The following is a 15,730-nucleotide window of genomic DNA, read 5'->3' on the forward strand; positions in this document are numbered from 1 at the left end:
TCTCGATGTGTGCGGCTTCGCCACAAGGCGCTGCGCGCCTCCCCCCTGATGAACACCTTCGCTCGGCCTGCCGATGGGGCAAAAGAGCAAAAGCAACATCAAAAGCCAGAGCCAGAGCCAAAGCAGATCAAAAGATCGCAGCCTTCGGCAGCTCCAGGGAAATCGGCAGCCCCTTTGCTCTGCTGTCAGACCGCTTTCGCGAGCAAGCTCGCCCCCACAGAAAATCAAAAGCCGACCGCACGCTCTTCCACCACTCATCACAATGAGCGTTAGCTCGAGTAAAGCTCTTGATCTCAAAGGCCCGTCGGCAGGCTGAGAGCAGGGATTGATCCGGTGGTGGGAGCGCAGCGACCGTTCGACGGAGTCGAACACATCGAGAGGAGGTGCAGCTAAGCAAACCGCAGGCGAATGCCCCCGGATCAATCCCGCAGCGAAGGAACCCGAGCCACAGCGAGGGCCGAACGTCAGGGCCCAACCCTAAGAAGCCGTTACCGCAGCAACGGATATTCACTCAATCAAACAGCCAGTCAGTCAGTCAGCCCCCCGAACACTACTGCGATACATAAACACCAAAGCCAACCCCAAACAGACCATCGCCAAAATCCGGTTAGCAGACAAATCGATAGCCGGGTTGCCAAGCCAGCCAAAGTTATCAATCAACATCCCCATCCCCAACTGCCCGACAATCACCGCTACCGTCGCCACCGCCGTCCCCACCCGTGGCACCGCACCAACCATCACGATCATGTACACCACGCCAAACAACGCACCGCTGAGCTGCCATTTCGGCACGTCGAGCAAACTCACCGCGTGGGCCGGTTCAAAGAACAGAATCAGCAACCCGGTAACCAGCGCACCCACGGCAAACGTCAGCAAACTACTGCGCAAAACCCCAACGGTTTCACCCAAACGCCCATTGATCGCAGCCTGAACACTCAACACCGCGCCTGCCGCAACCACCACGGCCAACAAAATAATCAGATTCATCATCAACCCCGAGCAATCAAGACAAGTGCGGCGACAATCAGCAGCAGCGCCAGCCAACGTTCACCGTTGACCTTTTTACGAACCGCGCCGAACCAACCAAAGTGGTCGATCAACACACTCTTGCCAACCTGCCCGGAGAGAATCGCGATCATGGTCATGGCGATGCCAATGTGCGGGGTCGCCAGCGTCAGCACCACCACGTAGATCGGCCCGAGAACACCACCGATCAACTGCCAGCGCGGCAATGTGTTCAGTGCCGGCCCTTGTTGCGGGCCGCTGAACAACAGGAGCAAAAACAGAATCGCCGAGCCCACGCCGAAAATGCTCAACGTCGCCCACAAATGCCCGACCTGCACACCCAACGGCCCGAGCAAACCGGCCTCTACCGACAAACCCATCCCCGCCAAAATCACCAGCGGCAGCAACAACAAGCGCAACCCCGGTTTAACCGCCGGCGGCGCAACACTCACTTCATCCAACGTCTGCATCACAAACATCCAGGCCAATAAACGATGGCGCGGATTATCGGCTGGCGCCGCTGTGCGATAAATGGGAGCATCCTGACAACACTTTTGCGCAATACGCACAGCAGGACATCGCATGCACGGGCTTAACGAACTGGGATTCAAAGCGCTAAGGCTGTTTGTGGCCGTACTCGACCACGGCAGTTTTTCCGAAGTCGCCCGCCGCGAAGGCGTGGCGCCCTCTTCGATCTCAAGGCAGATCCAGTTGATGGAGCAGGCGCTCAACCAGCAATTGCTCTACCGCCACACCCGGGCGGTCACGCCGACCGAGGCCGGACGCATGCTCGGCCATCATGCGCGGCTGGTGCTGGTGCAACTGGAAGAAGCCGAGCAGGCGTTGCAGGAACAGCAAAGCGAACCCACGGGCCTGGTGCGAATCAACGCCCCCGTGGTGTTCGGCCAACGCCATCTGACGCCGTGGCTCGGTCAGTTATGCGCGCGCTATCCGAAGCTGCAACTGGATATTCAACAGACTGACCATTACGTCGATCCGCTGCAGGAAGGCGCCGATTTGCTGTTTCGCATCGGCCCGCTGCACGACTCCAGCATGCAAGCGCGGACTCTGGCGCCACATCGATTCCACGTCGCCGCCAGCCCCGCTTACCTCAAACGCCACGGCCCCCCGCAACATCCGGATGATCTGGCGCAGCATCAGTGCCTGGCCTACAAAGGCGCGACCGGCCAACAGCGCTGGTTTTTTCGCCGTGACGGGCAAGACTGGACACCGTATTCGGTCAAAGGCCCGATCACTGGCAACCACGCCGACACCCTCACGCAAGCCGCCGAGCAGGGATTGGGGCTGGTGATGTTTCCGTCTTGGCTGATTGGTGAGGCGGTGCGCGAAGGCAGGCTGGTACCGGTACTGAGGGAATATCAGGTCTCCAACAGCCTGGAGCCGCAGCAGATTGCAGTGCTGTGGCCGGGGAGCCGTCGGCTGTCGGTGAAGGTGCGGACAGTCATCGACTTCTTCATCGAATGCTTCGGCGAAATCCCCTATTGGGACAGACCTTAAGCCACACACAAAACCCAATGTGGGAGCGGGCTTGCTCACGAAGACGGTGTGTCAGAGACAGAAATACTGACTGTCACAACGCCTTCGCGAGCAAACCCGCTCCCACAGGTTATGCGTAGCGTTCTAGATACGGAACTGGCCTACGAGCTTACCCAACCGCTGGCCCAAATCCGCCAGGCTGCGTGAAGTCTGCGCCCCCAACTGCGTTTCATCCGCCACGTTATCCACCGCCACCGCAATCTGATGCACGCTGCGGTTGATCTCTTCGGCCACCGCCGTTTGCTCTTCGGCAGCGCTGGCAATCTGCGCGTTCATCGAGTTGATTGTCGCAATCAACTCAGCCATCGCATCCAGCGAAGCCCCGGCCTGATTAGCCTGCACCGAGGTGCCATCACCTGCCTCACTGGAACGGCGCATGGCCTCAACCGCCGACTGCGTCCCGGCCTGCAAGCGATCAATCATCCCCTGGATTTCCTGCGTGCTGATCTGCGTACGACTGGCCAGCGCCCGCACCTCATCGGCCACCACCGCAAAGCCGCGCCCGGCCTCACCGGCCCGCGCCGCTTCAATCGCCGCGTTCAGTGCCAGCAGGTTGGTTTGTTCGGCAATCGAGCGGATCACCCCCAGCACGCCGACAATTGACGACACGTCCTGTTGCAGACTGTCCAGCGACACGCCACTGCTGCGAATGTCGTCCACCAGCGCATGAATCTGTTTGATGCTGCCGGCCACCACGCGTTTGGCGCTCTGGCCTTCTTCGTCGGTCTGCTGGGCAGCGACGGCAGCGTTCTGCGCGCTCTTGGCGACTTCCTGCGCGGCAGCGGACATTTCGTTGATCGCCGTGGCGACCTGATCGGTCTCGTGGCGCTGACGCTCCATCGCTTGATCCGAGCGCTGTGCCTGATCGGACACCTGTGTCACCAACCCGGTCAGTTGCGTAGTCATCTCGGTGATCTGGCGCACCAGACCATGAATCTTGTCGACGAAACGGTTGAACGAACCGGCCAGTTCGCCGAGTTCATCCTGGCTGGTGATGTTCAGTCGGCGAGTCAGGTCGCCCTCGCCCGCCGCGATGTCATCGAGATTGGCTTTCATCAGGTTCAGCGGGCGCAGAATGGCGTTGGCCAGCAACATCCCCGCCACGGCGATGAGCAGCAGCATCACCACGGCTACGCCAACGATGCTCAGCACCACGCCTTGCATACGCTCCTGCACCTTGGCTTCGACCACCGCCACCTGCGCCTCGATGCCGTCAAGGTTGACCGAAGAACCGACGGCCATGTCCCACTTCGCCAGGTATTCGGTGTAGCCGAGTTTCGGCACCAGTACCTTGGCATTGCCTGGCAGCGGTGAGCTGTATTGCAGATAGTGAGTACCGTCCTTCGCCACACTCACCAGACCGCGGTTGACGTAGACGCCATTTGGATCGCGGTTGTCCTTGAAGCTTTTGCCCACGCCTTCGGGATCATTGGCCTTGAACAGGCGCACGGTCTCGGAGTCGTAACCGAAGAAGTAGCCATCCTTGCCGTAGCGAATACCCGACAGCAGTTTGATCGCTTGCGTCCGCGCCGCTTCATCGCCGGGAGCGGCGGCGTCATACAACGGCTTGATCGCGGTCATGGCCACGGCGACGTAACTTTGCAGTGTGGCTTTGGCATCGCTGAGCAGACGCTGGCGGGTTTCTTCGACTTCCTTGCTGGCCTGGTCCTGAAGGATGAACAGCGTGGTCAGGCTGATCACCAGCGCAAATAGCAACACCGGAAGAACGGCAAGGGAAAGGACTTTAGCCTTGAGACTCAGGCGCATGGGGGGCTCACTCTCTTGGTTTTATTGGCGTGGTTAAAGGCTTTAACGGCACGCCAGATCAAAAGTTGAGCAAACGATTCAATCCACCCCCTGTGGGAGCGAGCTTGCTCGCGAAGGCGTCGTGTCAGTCAGCAATTCTGTGTCTGATACACCGCTTTCGCGAGCAGGCTCGCGCCTACATGGGGATTTGTGGTGTTACAGCACCATCGCCCCGACCCAACCGAACGCCAGCAGTGGCAGGTTGTAGTGCAGGAACGTTGGCACAACGGTGTCCCAGATATGGTGATGCTGGCCGTCGATGTTCAAGCCGGAGGTCGGGCCCAGCGTCGAGTCCGAGGCCGGTGAACCGGCGTCGCCCAGCGCACCGGCGGTACCGACAATGCACACGGTCGCCAGAGGGCTGAAACCCAATTGCACACACAACGGCACGAAAATCGCCGCCAGAATCGGCACGGTGGAGAACGACGAGCCGATACCCATGGTCACCAACAAACCCACCAACAGCATCAGCAACACACCCACGCCCTTGCTGTGGTTGATCCACGTCGCCGACGACTCGACCAGGGTCTGCACCTGCCCGGTGGCCTTCATCACTTCGGCAAACCCGGAGGCGGCGATCATGATGAAACCGATCATCGCCATCATCTTCATGCCTTGAGTGAACAGGTCATCGGTCTCGCGCCACTTGACGATACCGGAGGCCGAGAAAATCAGAAAACCGGCCAGCGCCCCGATAATCATCGAGTCGAGCAACAACTGAACGACGAATGCCGCCGCAATCGCCACACCGGCAATCATCAGACTCAGCGGGTTGTACTGCACCGCCACCTGCTCGACCTGCTCGATTTTCGCCAGGTCGTAAACGCGCTTCTTGCGGTAGCTGATGAAAGCCATCGCCAGGCCGAACACCATGCCCAATGCCGGAATACCCATGGCGTGGGTGACATTGATGCCGCTGATGTCGACACCGCTGCGGGCAACGTTAGCCAGCAGGATTTCATTGAGGAAGATGTTGCCGAAGCCCACCGGCAGAAACATGTACGGGGTGATCAGACCGAACGTCATCACGCAGGCAATCAATCGGCGATCCAGTTGCAACTTGCTCAGTACATAGAGAAGTGGCGGCACCAGCAGCGGAATAAACGCAATGTGGATTGGCAGGATGTTCTGCGAGGCTATCGCGACCACCCACAGCATGCCGATCAGCACCCATTTGACGTTACCGCCGCCGGTCGAATGCTGGCGATCAACCATTACCAGAACCTTGTCGGCCAGCGCGTGGGCCAAGCCGGACTTGGCAATCGCCACCGCGAAAGCGCCGAGCAACGCGTAGGACAACGCCACCGTCGCCCCGCCGCCCAGACCGCTATTGAACGCCTTGAGCGTGGCATCAATGCCCAGACCACCGGACAGACCGCCGACCAGCGCACCGACGATCAGAGCGATCACTACGTGCACGCGGGACAGACTCAGGATCAGCATCACGCCGACGGCTGCAATCACTGCATTCATTTCACTACCTCAAAATCACTGCGGTGCAATAGTCACCGCCAGACAGGTTGAGTCCGCCCACGGAGCACCGGCGGATTTGCAAAGAGGGTCTTATTAGAAGGGCGCGCACTTTGAAGGAAGCAGCGGCAAGCTGCAAGTCACTAGCGGCAAGCTTTTGTGTTTTCCGCTTGCAGCTTGTTGCTTGCAGCTCAAGAAAGCTGCTGTCAGGCCGCTACAGTGCAAAGTCTCAGATATTTATCGAATAAGGACGTCTCCATGTGGCTAAGACAACTTTCCATCCAATGGAAAATCACCCTGCTCGCCGGGCTTTGCCTGGCCGGTATCGTGACCCTGTTGGTCGGTCTTTCGCTGTATCGCATGGAGCACAGTTCCGAACTGGTGAAGGCTTCAAGCATGGAGATGCTCACCGAGTCGGCTCAGGCGCGCATCGAATCTCAGGGAGAAGTGCAGGCGGCGGGCATTCGCCAGCAGTTCATGGACGCCTATCAATACGGCCACGGTTTCTCGCGACAGGTGTTGTTCCTGCGTGAACAGGCAGAAAAGCGCTTTCTCGATGCCTTCGATCTGCGCGAAGACATGACCCGTCAGGTCAAGTCCGCGCTGCAAGCCAACCCGGATTTGCTTGGCCTGTCGCTGGTGTTCGAAGCCAATGGGCTGGACGGCAAGGACGAACTGTTCGCCGGGCAAGCGGAACTGGGCAGCAACGAGAAGGGCCGCTTCGCCCTGTACTGGTCGCAGCCTGTGCCAGGCAAAGTCACGTCGATGGCGTTGCCGGAAAGCGACATGGCCGACACCAGCACCGGCCCCAGTGGCCAAGCGGCCAACGCTTGGTTCACCTGCCCGCGCACGACCCTCAAGCCGTGCGTGATCGAACCGTACTTCTACGTGATCGACGGCCAGAAGGTGCTGATGACCAGCATCGTCTTCCCACTGATGGTCAACGGCAAGGTCATCGCCTCGCTGTCGGTGGACATCAACCTCAACAGCCTGCAAGCGATCAGCCAGGGCGCGAGCAAAAAGCTCTATGACGGCCAGACCGCCGTGAGCATCATCAGCCCCGCCGGCCTGCTCGCCGGTTACAGTCCGGATGCCGGCAAACTCAGCCAGCGCCTGGACGCCGTCGACACCACCAGCGGCGCCGAACTGCTGCGCCTGCTCGCCTCCAGCAGCAGCGTCAGCAGCCTGCACAGCAAAGGCCAGTTGAAAGTGCTGTCGCCGTTCCAGCCGATTCCAGGTGGGCCGTCGTGGGGGGTATTGCTCGATGTGCCGGAGAAAGTCCTGGTCAGCCGCGCCGAAGCGCTCAAACAACAACTGGATGCGAGCAACACCTCGGGCACGCTGATCGAACTGAGCCTCGGCGTGCTGGCCGCGCTGGTCGGCCTGTTGTTGGTGTGGCTGATGGCGCGCAGTGTGACCAAACCGATCCTCGGCGTGGCGCACATGCTGGAAGACATCGCCAGCGGCGAAGGTGATCTGACCCGTCGCCTGGCGTACGACAAGAAGGACGAACTCGGTCAACTGGCCGGTTGGTTCAACCGCTTCCTCGACAAGTTGCAGCCGATCATTGCCGAAGTGAAACGCTCGGTACAGGACGCGCGCAACACCGCCGACCAGTCCTCGGCCATCGCCACCCAGACCAGCGCCGGCATGGAGCAGCAATACCGTCAGGTCGATCAGGTCGCCACCGCCTCCCATGAAATGAGCGCCACCGCCCAGGACGTCGCCCGCAGCGCCGCCCAGGCCGCTGAAGCCGCCAAGGATGCCGATCGCGCGACCCGTGAGGGCCTGACGGTGATCGACCGCACCACGGCGAGCATCGACACACTCGCCAGTGACATGAGCGCTGCGATGGTCCAGGTCGAAGGCCTGGCCGCCAACAGCGAGAAAATCGGCACGGTACTGGAAACCATCCGCGCCATCGCCGAACAGACCAACTTGCTGGCACTCAACGCGGCCATCGAAGCCGCCCGCGCCGGTGAAGCCGGACGCGGTTTCGCCGTGGTCGCTGACGAAGTACGCAACCTCGCCCGCCGCACGCAAGAGTCGGTCGAGGAAACCCGTCAGGTCATCGAGCAGTTGCAGAACGGCACACAAGATGTGGTGGGTTCGATGGGCAACAGCCATCGTCAGGCGCAGGGCAGTGTCGAGCAGGTGGGACAAGCGGTGACCGCGTTGCGCCAGATTGGCGATGCGGTGACGGTGATCAGCGACATGAACCTGCAGATCGCCAGTGCGGCGGAAGAACAGAGCGCCGTGGCTGAGGAGATCAACAACAACGTGGCGACGATTCGTGATGTGACCGAGTCGCTGTCCGGGCAGGCGAATGAATCGGCGCGGGTGAGCCAGTCACTCAATAGCTTGGCCAATCAGCAGCAGAGTTTGATGGATCAGTTCCGGGTCTAAGGCCCACTGCACAACACAATGTGGGGCTTGCTCGCGAAGGCGACGGTTCAGTCGACATCTTGATTGACTGACCCGCCGCCTTCGCGAGCAAGCCCACACAGTGGTTTTATAGCGACCGGCGGTTCAGCGCCGGGGCAACTCGACCACCACCTTCAACCCGCCCCACTCGCTTTCGCCCAGCACCAACAACCCGCCCCACGTATCGACGATATCCCGCACGATGCCCAGCCCCAGACCATGACCTTCAGTCTGCTCATCAAGCCGCGTCCCACGACTGAACACCTGGCCCCGTTGCGCTTCGGGTATCCCCGGCCCGTCATCCTCCACGCTCAGGGCAAAGCCATCAGTACGCTTGATCACACTGAGACGAACCTCGGCATCCGCCCATTTACAAGCGTTGTCCAGCAGGTTGCCAAGCAGCTCCAGCAGGTCTTCCCGATCCCATGGCAATTGCAATTGCGCCGGTGCCACGTAGCTCAGCGCCAGATGCTCGCCGTGGATCATGTTCAGCGTCGCCAACAGTCCTGGCAGTTCTGCGTCGCAATCGAACAACGCACCCGGCAGCGCATCACCGGACAATCGCGCACGATTGAGCTCGCGATTGAGCCGCTGCTGCACTTGCTCCAGTTGTTCCTTGAGGATCTTGCGCAACGCGGGATGGCCATCGAATTTTTCGCTCGACGCCAGACTCAACAGCACCGCCAATGGCGTCTTCAGGGCATGCCCCAAGTTGCCCAGCGCATTGCGCGAGCGTTTGAGGCTGTCTTCGGTATGGGCGAGCAAATGGTTGATCTGCGCCACCAACGGCTCCAGTTCCACGGGTACCTGATCGTCCAGTTGTGAACGCTGGCCTTGCTGCAATTGGGCGATCTGTTCGCGAGCCTTTTCCAGGGGGCGCAAGGCGCGACGCACGGTCAGACGTTGCAAAAACAGAATCAACAGCAACCCGGCCAGGCCCAACCCCAGCCCGATCTGGCGCATGCGCTGAAAACTCTCGCGTACCGGGGTGTAATCCTGCGCGACGCTGATCGAGATCGACTGGCCCAGCCGTCGATAGTCCGAACGCAACACCAGCAACTGCTGCCCGTCCGGGCCCAATTGCAGATTGCTGTGCAGGCCTTGGTGTTCGAGCTGCGGCAGGTCCTGATCCCACAACGAGCGGGAACGCCAGTGGCTGTCGGCAAAATCAATGCGGAAATAGTGCCCGGAAAACGGTCGCTGATAGGCCGGCGACAGGTGCCGCTCATCCAGCTGCAAGCCTTGCGGGCCACGCACCAGCGCCACCAGCAGGCTTTCGCTGTCGTTGCGCAAACCGGCCTCGAGATAGCGCTGCAATCCCACCTCAAACAGCCACAGGCTGGTTTGCGCCAGCACCAGGCCCACGACCACCATCACGCTGATCAACCCCAGGCTCAAGCGGCGCTGGATTGACCTCACGAAGCTTGCCCGCCGAACAGGTAACCCTGGCCGCGACGGGTTTCGATCACGCTTTTGCCGAGCTTGCGGCGCAGGTGATTGACGTGGACTTCAAGGACGTTGGAATCACGCTCGGTCTCACCGTCATAGAGGTGTTCGGCGAGGTGGCTTTTGGAGAGGATTTGCTCGGGGTGCAGCATGAAATAGCGCAGCAAGCGAAATTCGGCGGCGGTCAGTTGAATGTCGGCGCCATCGCGAACGACACACTGGCGGCCCTCATCCAGATGCAGGCCGGCCGCCTTTAGCGTCGGCTGGTTGGCCTGGCCTTTGGAGCGGCGCAATAACGACTGAATGCGCAAATAGAGCTCTTCGGGATGAAACGGTTTGGTCAGGTAATCGTCGGCACCGGCCTTCAGGCCTTCGATGCGCTCGGCCCAGGAATCGCGCGCCGTGAGAATCAGTACCGGCACCGCCAGGCCACCGGCACGCCATTGCGCCAGCACCTCTAGTCCCGGCACGCCAGGCAAGCCGAGGTCAAGGATGATCAGGTCATAGGGCTCGCTGCGGCCCTGATACACCGCATCCCGACCGTCCGCCAGCCAATCCACTGCGTAACCTTGGCGTTGCAGGCCGGCGAGCAACTCGTCGGCCAGCGGTACGTGGTCTTCCACCAAAAGCAAACGCATCGATCAATCTTCCTCGTCTTTCACAAGTTCACCGGTATCAGCTTTCAGGTGCAGCTCACGCGCCACACCCTCGACGGTCAGCAGCTCGACTTCATACATGTAGACGTCGTGCTTCTCTTCCAGCTCGACCTCCAAAAGCTTCGCGCCGGGGTAACGCTCCATTGCCTGATGCAGCACTTGCTCCAGCGGCAAAATCACACCCCCGCGAACCAGGCGCAGCGCTTCGTCCTGATCGAGGTCGCGAGCCATCGCCGTCGAACAAAAAATCACGAGCGCCAACGCCGTGCAACGGGTGGCGCGAACATTAACCTTCATTACTTATCCTGATGATCCCTGAGAACCTGCCCCGTCACCGCGTTCAATTCCAGATCCCATTCCTGCCCCCGCGGATCACGCATTTCAACCTGGTAGATGTACTTGCCGTACTGCTCTTCCAGTTCGGTGTCGGTGATCTCGGAACCCGTGTGTCTGGCCAGCGCCGTGGCGTTGAGCTTTTCGAAGGAGACGATAGTACCAGCGTCGCGCAGACGCAGGGCTTCATCGGGACCAAGATCGCGGGCGTGGGCGATGCTGGCGGTCAAGCCGAAAAGCGAGGCGATGGACAGGGCAGTCAGGTTTTTCATGGGTGACTCCATATTTTTATGTGTTGCAACGCAGGGCACCTTAGCGGGATGAACTTAACTGAAACTGAATTGCCATCATTGTTTCCTTGCTCCCACAGAGGGCCACCGTGGTTCTATAATCCTTCGCTTGCTAACGATCGAGACCGGTATGACAGCCATCCACATCAAGTTTCCGTCCCTCACCCTCAAGGCCGGCCCCCGGGCCATGGCGCGCATCCGCGCCCAAGGCCTCAACGCTGCTGATGTCGGCACCCTGCCCGGCGCGGCCGGTGGGCCGAAGGCCTTGGGAATTCAGGGGCTGGATCTGGCCTTGTTCGGTGAGTGGCTGCCGAGTGCGCCGCGCGAACGTTCGCTGATCGGTGCGTCAGTGGGTTCCTGGCGCTTCGCCAGCGCCTGCCTGCCGGACGCCGCCGCAGGCATTCGTCGCCTCGGCCACCTGTACGCCGAGCAGAATTTCAACAAAGGCGTGACCATGGCCGAGATCAGTCAGAGCTCGCAGCGCATGCTCAATGACCTGCTCGATGGCCGCGACGACAGCATTCTCAATAACGCCGATTACCGCTTGAACATCATGGTGGTCAAAAGCCAGGGCCGTCTGGCGGACGACCATCGCGCTCGACTCGGGCTGGCGCTGGGCTCGGTGATTGCCGACAACCTGCGTGGTCGCGCGCGGCTGTCGCGACATTTTGAACGGCTGATCATCCACGATCCGCGCCTGGCACCGCCGGTCCATGCGCTCAACGATTTCCCGTCGCGCTTCGTCGCGCTCAATGCCGCCAATCTGCGTCAGGCGCTGCTGGCGTCGGGTTCGATTCCAATGATCATGGAAGGCGTGCGCGACCTGCCCGGCGCCGGTGCAGGGACTTTCCGCGACGGCGGTCTGCTCGACTATCACCTTGACCTGCCTTATAGCGGCGACGGCATTGTGCTCTATCCGCACTTCACCGACCGGGTGATTCCGGGCTGGTTCGACAAGACCCTGCCATGGCGCCGGGCCTCGGTGGAGCGCTTGCAAGACGTGTTGTTGCTCGCGCCGTCAAAGGAATATCTGGCACGCCTGCCCTACGGCAAACTGCCCGACCGCAACGACTTCAAGCGCTTCATGGGCGATGCGCCGAGCCGGCAAAAATACTGGCACGCGGCGATGGACGAGAGCCGGCGCCTGGGGGATGAATTCCTCGAACTGGCTGCCAATGGTCGCCTCGCCGAGCGCTTGCTGACCCTTTAGTCAGCAAGGCCAAACACAAGCTGATAAACTCGCCGCCTGCCCGAATCGCTGCGGCGAACGCCATCTGAACAGAGCTGAAACTACTGTGGAAATCTTCAAGGAATTTACATTCGAATCCGCCCATCGCCTGCCGCACGTACCGGACGGCCACAAGTGCGGGCGCCTTCACGGCCACTCGTTCAAAGTGGCGATTCACCTGAGCGGCGACCTCGATCCGCACACAGGCTGGATCCGCGACTTCTCCGAGATCAAAGCGATTTTCAAGCCGCTCTACGAGCGCCTGGATCACAACTACCTGAACGACATTCCCGGCCTGGAAAACCCGACCAGCGAAGTCCTGGCCAAATTCATCTGGAATGAATTGAAACCACTGCTGCCGGAACTGAGCGCGATCCGCATCCACGAAACCTGCACCAGCGGCTGCATCTATCGCGGCGAGTAATTCAATACACATCCCCTTTGTAGGCGTTGCCAGAAGCCGCTCCAGGGGATCGGTGTTCATCAAGGAATATAGAGAACAGCCTTCGCGGCTGTTTTTTTATGCCTATGCTTTTTTGGCTCCCACCCTGCCAAGAGGACAGGACCATGACGGACTGGCTGCTGGACCAAGTCTTCGACTTCAACGGGCATAGCGTGCGGTTGACTCACAAAACATTGACATCACCATTAAGAGTCAGTCCCTCAATCCATGTATGAAGCCCCCGCTTGATAACATGCCGTGATTTGAACGCCCCTGACTCCTCTAGAATATCTTTCAATATCGGTGAATGCGTAACAACCCAAATCTGCGATCGCTTACTGGCAGAGCTAATCAAACCAGCCAACGATCTGAGCATATCAGGATGAAGGCTGTTATCAGGCTCGTTCAAAACAATAAAAGGAGGCAATGAACCGGATGTCAGCGCAACGACCAGGCAAATATACTGCAACGTACCGTCAGACAACTCCCACGCATTACTTGTCCGATTACTGTGAGCGAAACGCAAACCAAACGAAACGGTACGCTCAGGCTTTGAAATGTCCAAAGTTGCTCCACCGAATGTATCCGCAATCAGCTTTTCAATAACATCAAGATCCTGAACTATATATTTTTGCGTCGCCAAAACAGCAGCGAGATTTGCTCCAGAGGAATCAAGCACGGTACCACTAACAGCGTAGCAAGGCTTACGGAGGGGTGACTCAATATCAGTCCTGAAACCATGATAAAAACGCCACCCCATTATTTCATGTTTGATACGCAATACCTCGGGAAAACGCTCCGCATCTGAGAGAGCGTTTAATGCCGTGGCCGAGGGAAATAGTCGAATAGAATTAGTCATGTCCAGCATGGCCATTTCTCGATCCATCACTTTCAAGAAACTATTCTCTCTGACCATCAGAATATGAATTTTTCGCCCATCGTAAAACGACAACTTTTCATCTTTAATTTGTGGTTCAAACTCAAAGCCATCGCCCAATATAATTTTTTCTCCAAAAACATTTTTTTGCGGCACCAAGCCCGCTGTAATTCTATAACTGTAATAGCCATTATCTGAAAAAGTTGAAAAACGCACTTCGAGAATAATCTTTGAGCGTTCGGCACTGCGCTTTGAATTTTCAGAAAGGATCGACTGCATGCCACCTTCCCTAACGATAAACTTTGAGAACTCCCCCGTCGCGGCAGCCTGCACGAGCTTTAGTGCATTATACAAATTTGTCTTCCCAACTCCATTAGCGCCATGAAAAAGGTTCAACCCGTCAAGATTAATAAACACATCATCAATAGAGCGATACCCTTTAACTGAAACAGACAAAATTCTCACCACTAAAGCTCCACACAATATTCGCCATTAAACGAGACCACTCGATCAGCCAGCTTTAATATCGACTCCCGATGAGCAACAATGATCACAATGTTAGACGTATTATATTTCTTTATATTTGATATGACTGTACGCTCTGCCGCCTCATCAAGAAACGCGGTACTCTCATCAAAAACAACCACTTTATGATCCCGCAAAAAACTTCTTGCCAGCGCAAGACGTTGGCGCTCTCCTCCCGACAACATTAAACCTCTGTCTCCAATTTCCGTGTCCAGTCCGGACGGTAATCCTTTCAGGAACACCTCAAGATTAGCGAGCTTTAAAACAGCTTCCAGTCTCTCATCCGGTGCATTCTGATCGGCAACTTTTAGATTAAATCTCAGCGTACCGTTGAACAAACCAACCTCTTGGGATACGAAAGAAAACCTGGAATAAAAATCGTGATCAGACAAATCGCCTATCGCAACACCACCATATTTAATTAAACCCGACGAGGGCACGTAGAGTCGCATCAGCAATTTGACAATAGTTGACTTACCCACGCCAGACGGGCCAGTGATCGCGACGACTTCACCCGGAGCAAATCGAATTGACAAATCACACAGCACCTTTTCTACAGGTCGGTTAGGGTAAGAGAACCCAACGTTACAAAACTCCAGACCATGACCAACGTTCGGTAGTTTATTACCTTTATCAACACGCCGAATTTCGCAAGCGTCAAAATGCTTTAGTAATGGTGCAAACCCACCTAGTGACTCGATCATGCTTCCAACACTTTTTAAAAGAGCGTCGTACGGCTGACAAACCTGAAACATATAGGCTGCAACCATTACGAAATGACCAACACCTATCTCACCGGAAAGCAACCTTAACGAGGACTCATAAATAACCACAAAAAAAACCAATGAAAAAATAACTATCCTGACCACCTCCAGAGAAGTACTTTTCCTATAGAAATCCAACCAAGACTGGCAAACCCCTTCTTGATCTTCGCGAAAAAACCGCAGTAGAAACTCCTCAGCCAAATAAATACGTATCGTCTCAATATTCGAAACAATACCATGGACAGTTTTAGAACATCCCATTTCCTTCAATATCACAGCTTTGAATAGTTCTGACAAACGACCTATCACTGAAGCGCTAAGAATGGCATATACAAAAACATATAAAAAAATCATAAACATTACGAAAAAATCCTCAAAAAACAGCAACACTACAAATGATACTAATATCTGAACCAAGGACGGCAGCACACCAACCAATAAAGAGCGCACAGTATTATCCATACTCGCAGAAGCACATTGCAACACCTGCGCAAGGTGTGCCGGCCCTTGTACAAGACTCTCATTCGCAGATAAACCAATAGATTTCTTAATAAACATCTCACCGAGATTTATATTAACCCTCTGAATAAACATCATTATCAACACATCAGACGAATGAGATAACACCTGAGATATAAAAACAACACCAATCACCAAAACCAGAAAGATCAAGAACTGTTCATGATCACTTGAAGCGACCGCAAGCATCCGTTGAAAAAACATGGGCAACAACCCAAACCCTATCGCGGCAAGGAAAACCAGAGTTACCAATAAGGCCAAACGACCTGCATCCTTTGATTTCATGGACAACTTTAATAGCTTATAAGCATCGACAAACCCTTTGGCTTTCATTCGAATACTTCCTGAAAGTTAAGCTTGAACAATTCATGAGGTAACAGGGGAAAGG

Annotated in this window: 14 protein-coding genes and 2 pseudogenes; 5 read left to right on the forward strand and 11 right to left on the reverse strand. The window is 57.1% G+C overall.

Annotated features, from left to right (window positions below):
• Positions 1 to 531: 531 nt before the first annotated feature.
• Together ACIOU6_RS07615 and ACIOU6_RS07620 are read right to left on the reverse strand one after the other, a co-directional pair.
• Positions 532 to 990, reverse strand: a complete 459-nt coding sequence (locus ACIOU6_RS07615; protein WP_401135120.1) for a DMT family transporter — start codon at positions 988 to 990, stop codon at positions 532 to 534.
• Positions 990 to 1,475, reverse strand: coding sequence for a DMT family transporter (locus ACIOU6_RS07620; protein ID WP_221732950.1), 486 nt, complete (start codon positions 1,473 to 1,475; stop codon positions 990 to 992). The genes ACIOU6_RS07615 and ACIOU6_RS07620 overlap by 1 nt, the downstream gene beginning before the upstream one ends.
• 112 nt (positions 1,476 to 1,587) lie before the next feature.
• On the opposite strand from ACIOU6_RS07620, the gene ACIOU6_RS07625 reads away from it, so the two are divergent.
• On the forward strand, positions 1,588 to 2,523 hold the full coding sequence (locus tag ACIOU6_RS07625; protein ID WP_401135123.1) for a LysR family transcriptional regulator: 936 nt from the start codon (positions 1,588 to 1,590) through the stop codon (positions 2,521 to 2,523).
• A gap of 123 nt (positions 2,524 to 2,646) precedes the next feature.
• Here ACIOU6_RS07625 and ACIOU6_RS07630 read toward each other — a convergent pair whose 3' ends face one another.
• The 3 genes and pseudogenes from ACIOU6_RS07630 to ACIOU6_RS07640 form a co-directional block, all read right to left on the reverse strand.
• The gene (locus tag ACIOU6_RS07630; protein ID WP_401135169.1) at positions 2,647 to 3,468 is read right to left on the reverse strand and encodes a methyl-accepting chemotaxis protein; all 822 of its coding nucleotides are present in this window, start codon (positions 3,466 to 3,468) and stop codon (positions 2,647 to 2,649) included.
• An 84-nt stretch (positions 3,469 to 3,552) separates the two neighbouring features.
• Positions 3,553 to 4,329 (reverse strand): annotated as a pseudogene (locus tag ACIOU6_RS07635) (cache domain-containing protein); the annotation flags it as partial.
• Positions 4,330 to 4,524: 195 nt separating this feature from the next.
• On the reverse strand, positions 4,525 to 5,841 hold the full coding sequence (locus ACIOU6_RS07640) for a Na+/H+ antiporter family protein (protein WP_221732953.1): 1,317 nt from the start codon (positions 5,839 to 5,841) through the stop codon (positions 4,525 to 4,527).
• A 1,398-nt stretch (positions 5,842 to 7,239) separates the two neighbouring features.
• On the opposite strand from ACIOU6_RS07640, the pseudogene ACIOU6_RS07645 reads away from it, so the two are divergent.
• Positions 7,240 to 7,386, forward strand: a pseudogene (locus ACIOU6_RS07645) (HAMP domain-containing protein); the annotation flags it as partial.
• Between the two features lie 102 nt (positions 7,387 to 7,488).
• Positions 7,489 to 8,244, forward strand: a complete 756-nt coding sequence (locus tag ACIOU6_RS07650) for a methyl-accepting chemotaxis protein (protein WP_401135172.1) — start codon at positions 7,489 to 7,491, stop codon at positions 8,242 to 8,244.
• Positions 8,245 to 8,367: 123 nt separating this feature from the next.
• Here ACIOU6_RS07650 and ACIOU6_RS07655 read toward each other — a convergent pair whose 3' ends face one another.
• The 4 genes from ACIOU6_RS07655 to ACIOU6_RS07670 are packed head-to-tail and all read right to left on the reverse strand — an operon-like array spanning position 8,368 to position 10,969.
• Positions 8,368 to 9,681: a sensor histidine kinase gene (locus ACIOU6_RS07655; RefSeq protein ID WP_221732955.1), complete on the reverse strand. Its 1,314-nt coding sequence runs from the start codon at positions 9,679 to 9,681 to the stop codon at positions 8,368 to 8,370.
• Positions 9,678 to 10,346, reverse strand: coding sequence for a response regulator transcription factor (locus tag ACIOU6_RS07660; protein ID WP_221732956.1), 669 nt, complete (start codon positions 10,344 to 10,346; stop codon positions 9,678 to 9,680). Before ACIOU6_RS07660 ends, ACIOU6_RS07655 begins: the two co-directional genes overlap by 4 nt.
• 3 nt (positions 10,347 to 10,349) lie before the next feature.
• Positions 10,350 to 10,661: a PepSY domain-containing protein gene (locus tag ACIOU6_RS07665; protein ID WP_401135128.1), complete on the reverse strand. Its 312-nt coding sequence runs from the start codon at positions 10,659 to 10,661 to the stop codon at positions 10,350 to 10,352.
• Positions 10,661 to 10,969 carry a PepSY domain-containing protein gene (locus tag ACIOU6_RS07670; RefSeq protein WP_221732958.1) on the reverse strand — a complete coding sequence of 103 codons (309 nt, stop codon included), beginning with the start codon at positions 10,967 to 10,969 and terminating at the stop codon, positions 10,661 to 10,663. The genes ACIOU6_RS07665 and ACIOU6_RS07670 overlap by 1 nt, the downstream gene beginning before the upstream one ends.
• A 148-nt stretch (positions 10,970 to 11,117) precedes the next feature.
• Here ACIOU6_RS07670 and ACIOU6_RS07675 point away from each other — a divergent pair, with 148 nt between their 5' ends.
• Together ACIOU6_RS07675 and queD are read left to right on the forward strand one after the other, a co-directional pair.
• The gene (locus ACIOU6_RS07675) at positions 11,118 to 12,197 is read left to right on the forward strand and encodes a patatin-like phospholipase family protein (RefSeq protein ID WP_401135130.1); all 1,080 of its coding nucleotides are present in this window, start codon (positions 11,118 to 11,120) and stop codon (positions 12,195 to 12,197) included.
• 85 nt (positions 12,198 to 12,282) lie between these two features.
• Positions 12,283 to 12,639: a 6-carboxytetrahydropterin synthase QueD gene (gene queD / locus ACIOU6_RS07680; protein ID WP_007955941.1), complete on the forward strand. Its 357-nt coding sequence runs from the start codon at positions 12,283 to 12,285 to the stop codon at positions 12,637 to 12,639.
• Between the two features lie 202 nt (positions 12,640 to 12,841).
• Here the strand turns inward: queD and ACIOU6_RS07685 are convergent, their stop codons facing one another.
• Positions 12,842 to 13,999, reverse strand: a complete 1,158-nt coding sequence (locus ACIOU6_RS07685) for an AAA family ATPase (protein WP_221732960.1) — start codon at positions 13,997 to 13,999, stop codon at positions 12,842 to 12,844.
• Between the two features lie 2 nt (positions 14,000 to 14,001).
• Entirely contained in the window at positions 14,002 to 15,675 is a 1,674-nt protein-coding gene (locus tag ACIOU6_RS07690) for an ABC transporter ATP-binding protein (protein ID WP_401135134.1), read from the reverse strand.
• Between the last annotated feature and the right edge of the window lie 55 nt (positions 15,676 to 15,730).

This window comes from Pseudomonas sp. NPDC087615 (assembly GCF_044743445.1).
GTDB lineage: Bacteria > Pseudomonadota > Gammaproteobacteria > Pseudomonadales > Pseudomonadaceae > Aquipseudomonas > Aquipseudomonas baetica_A.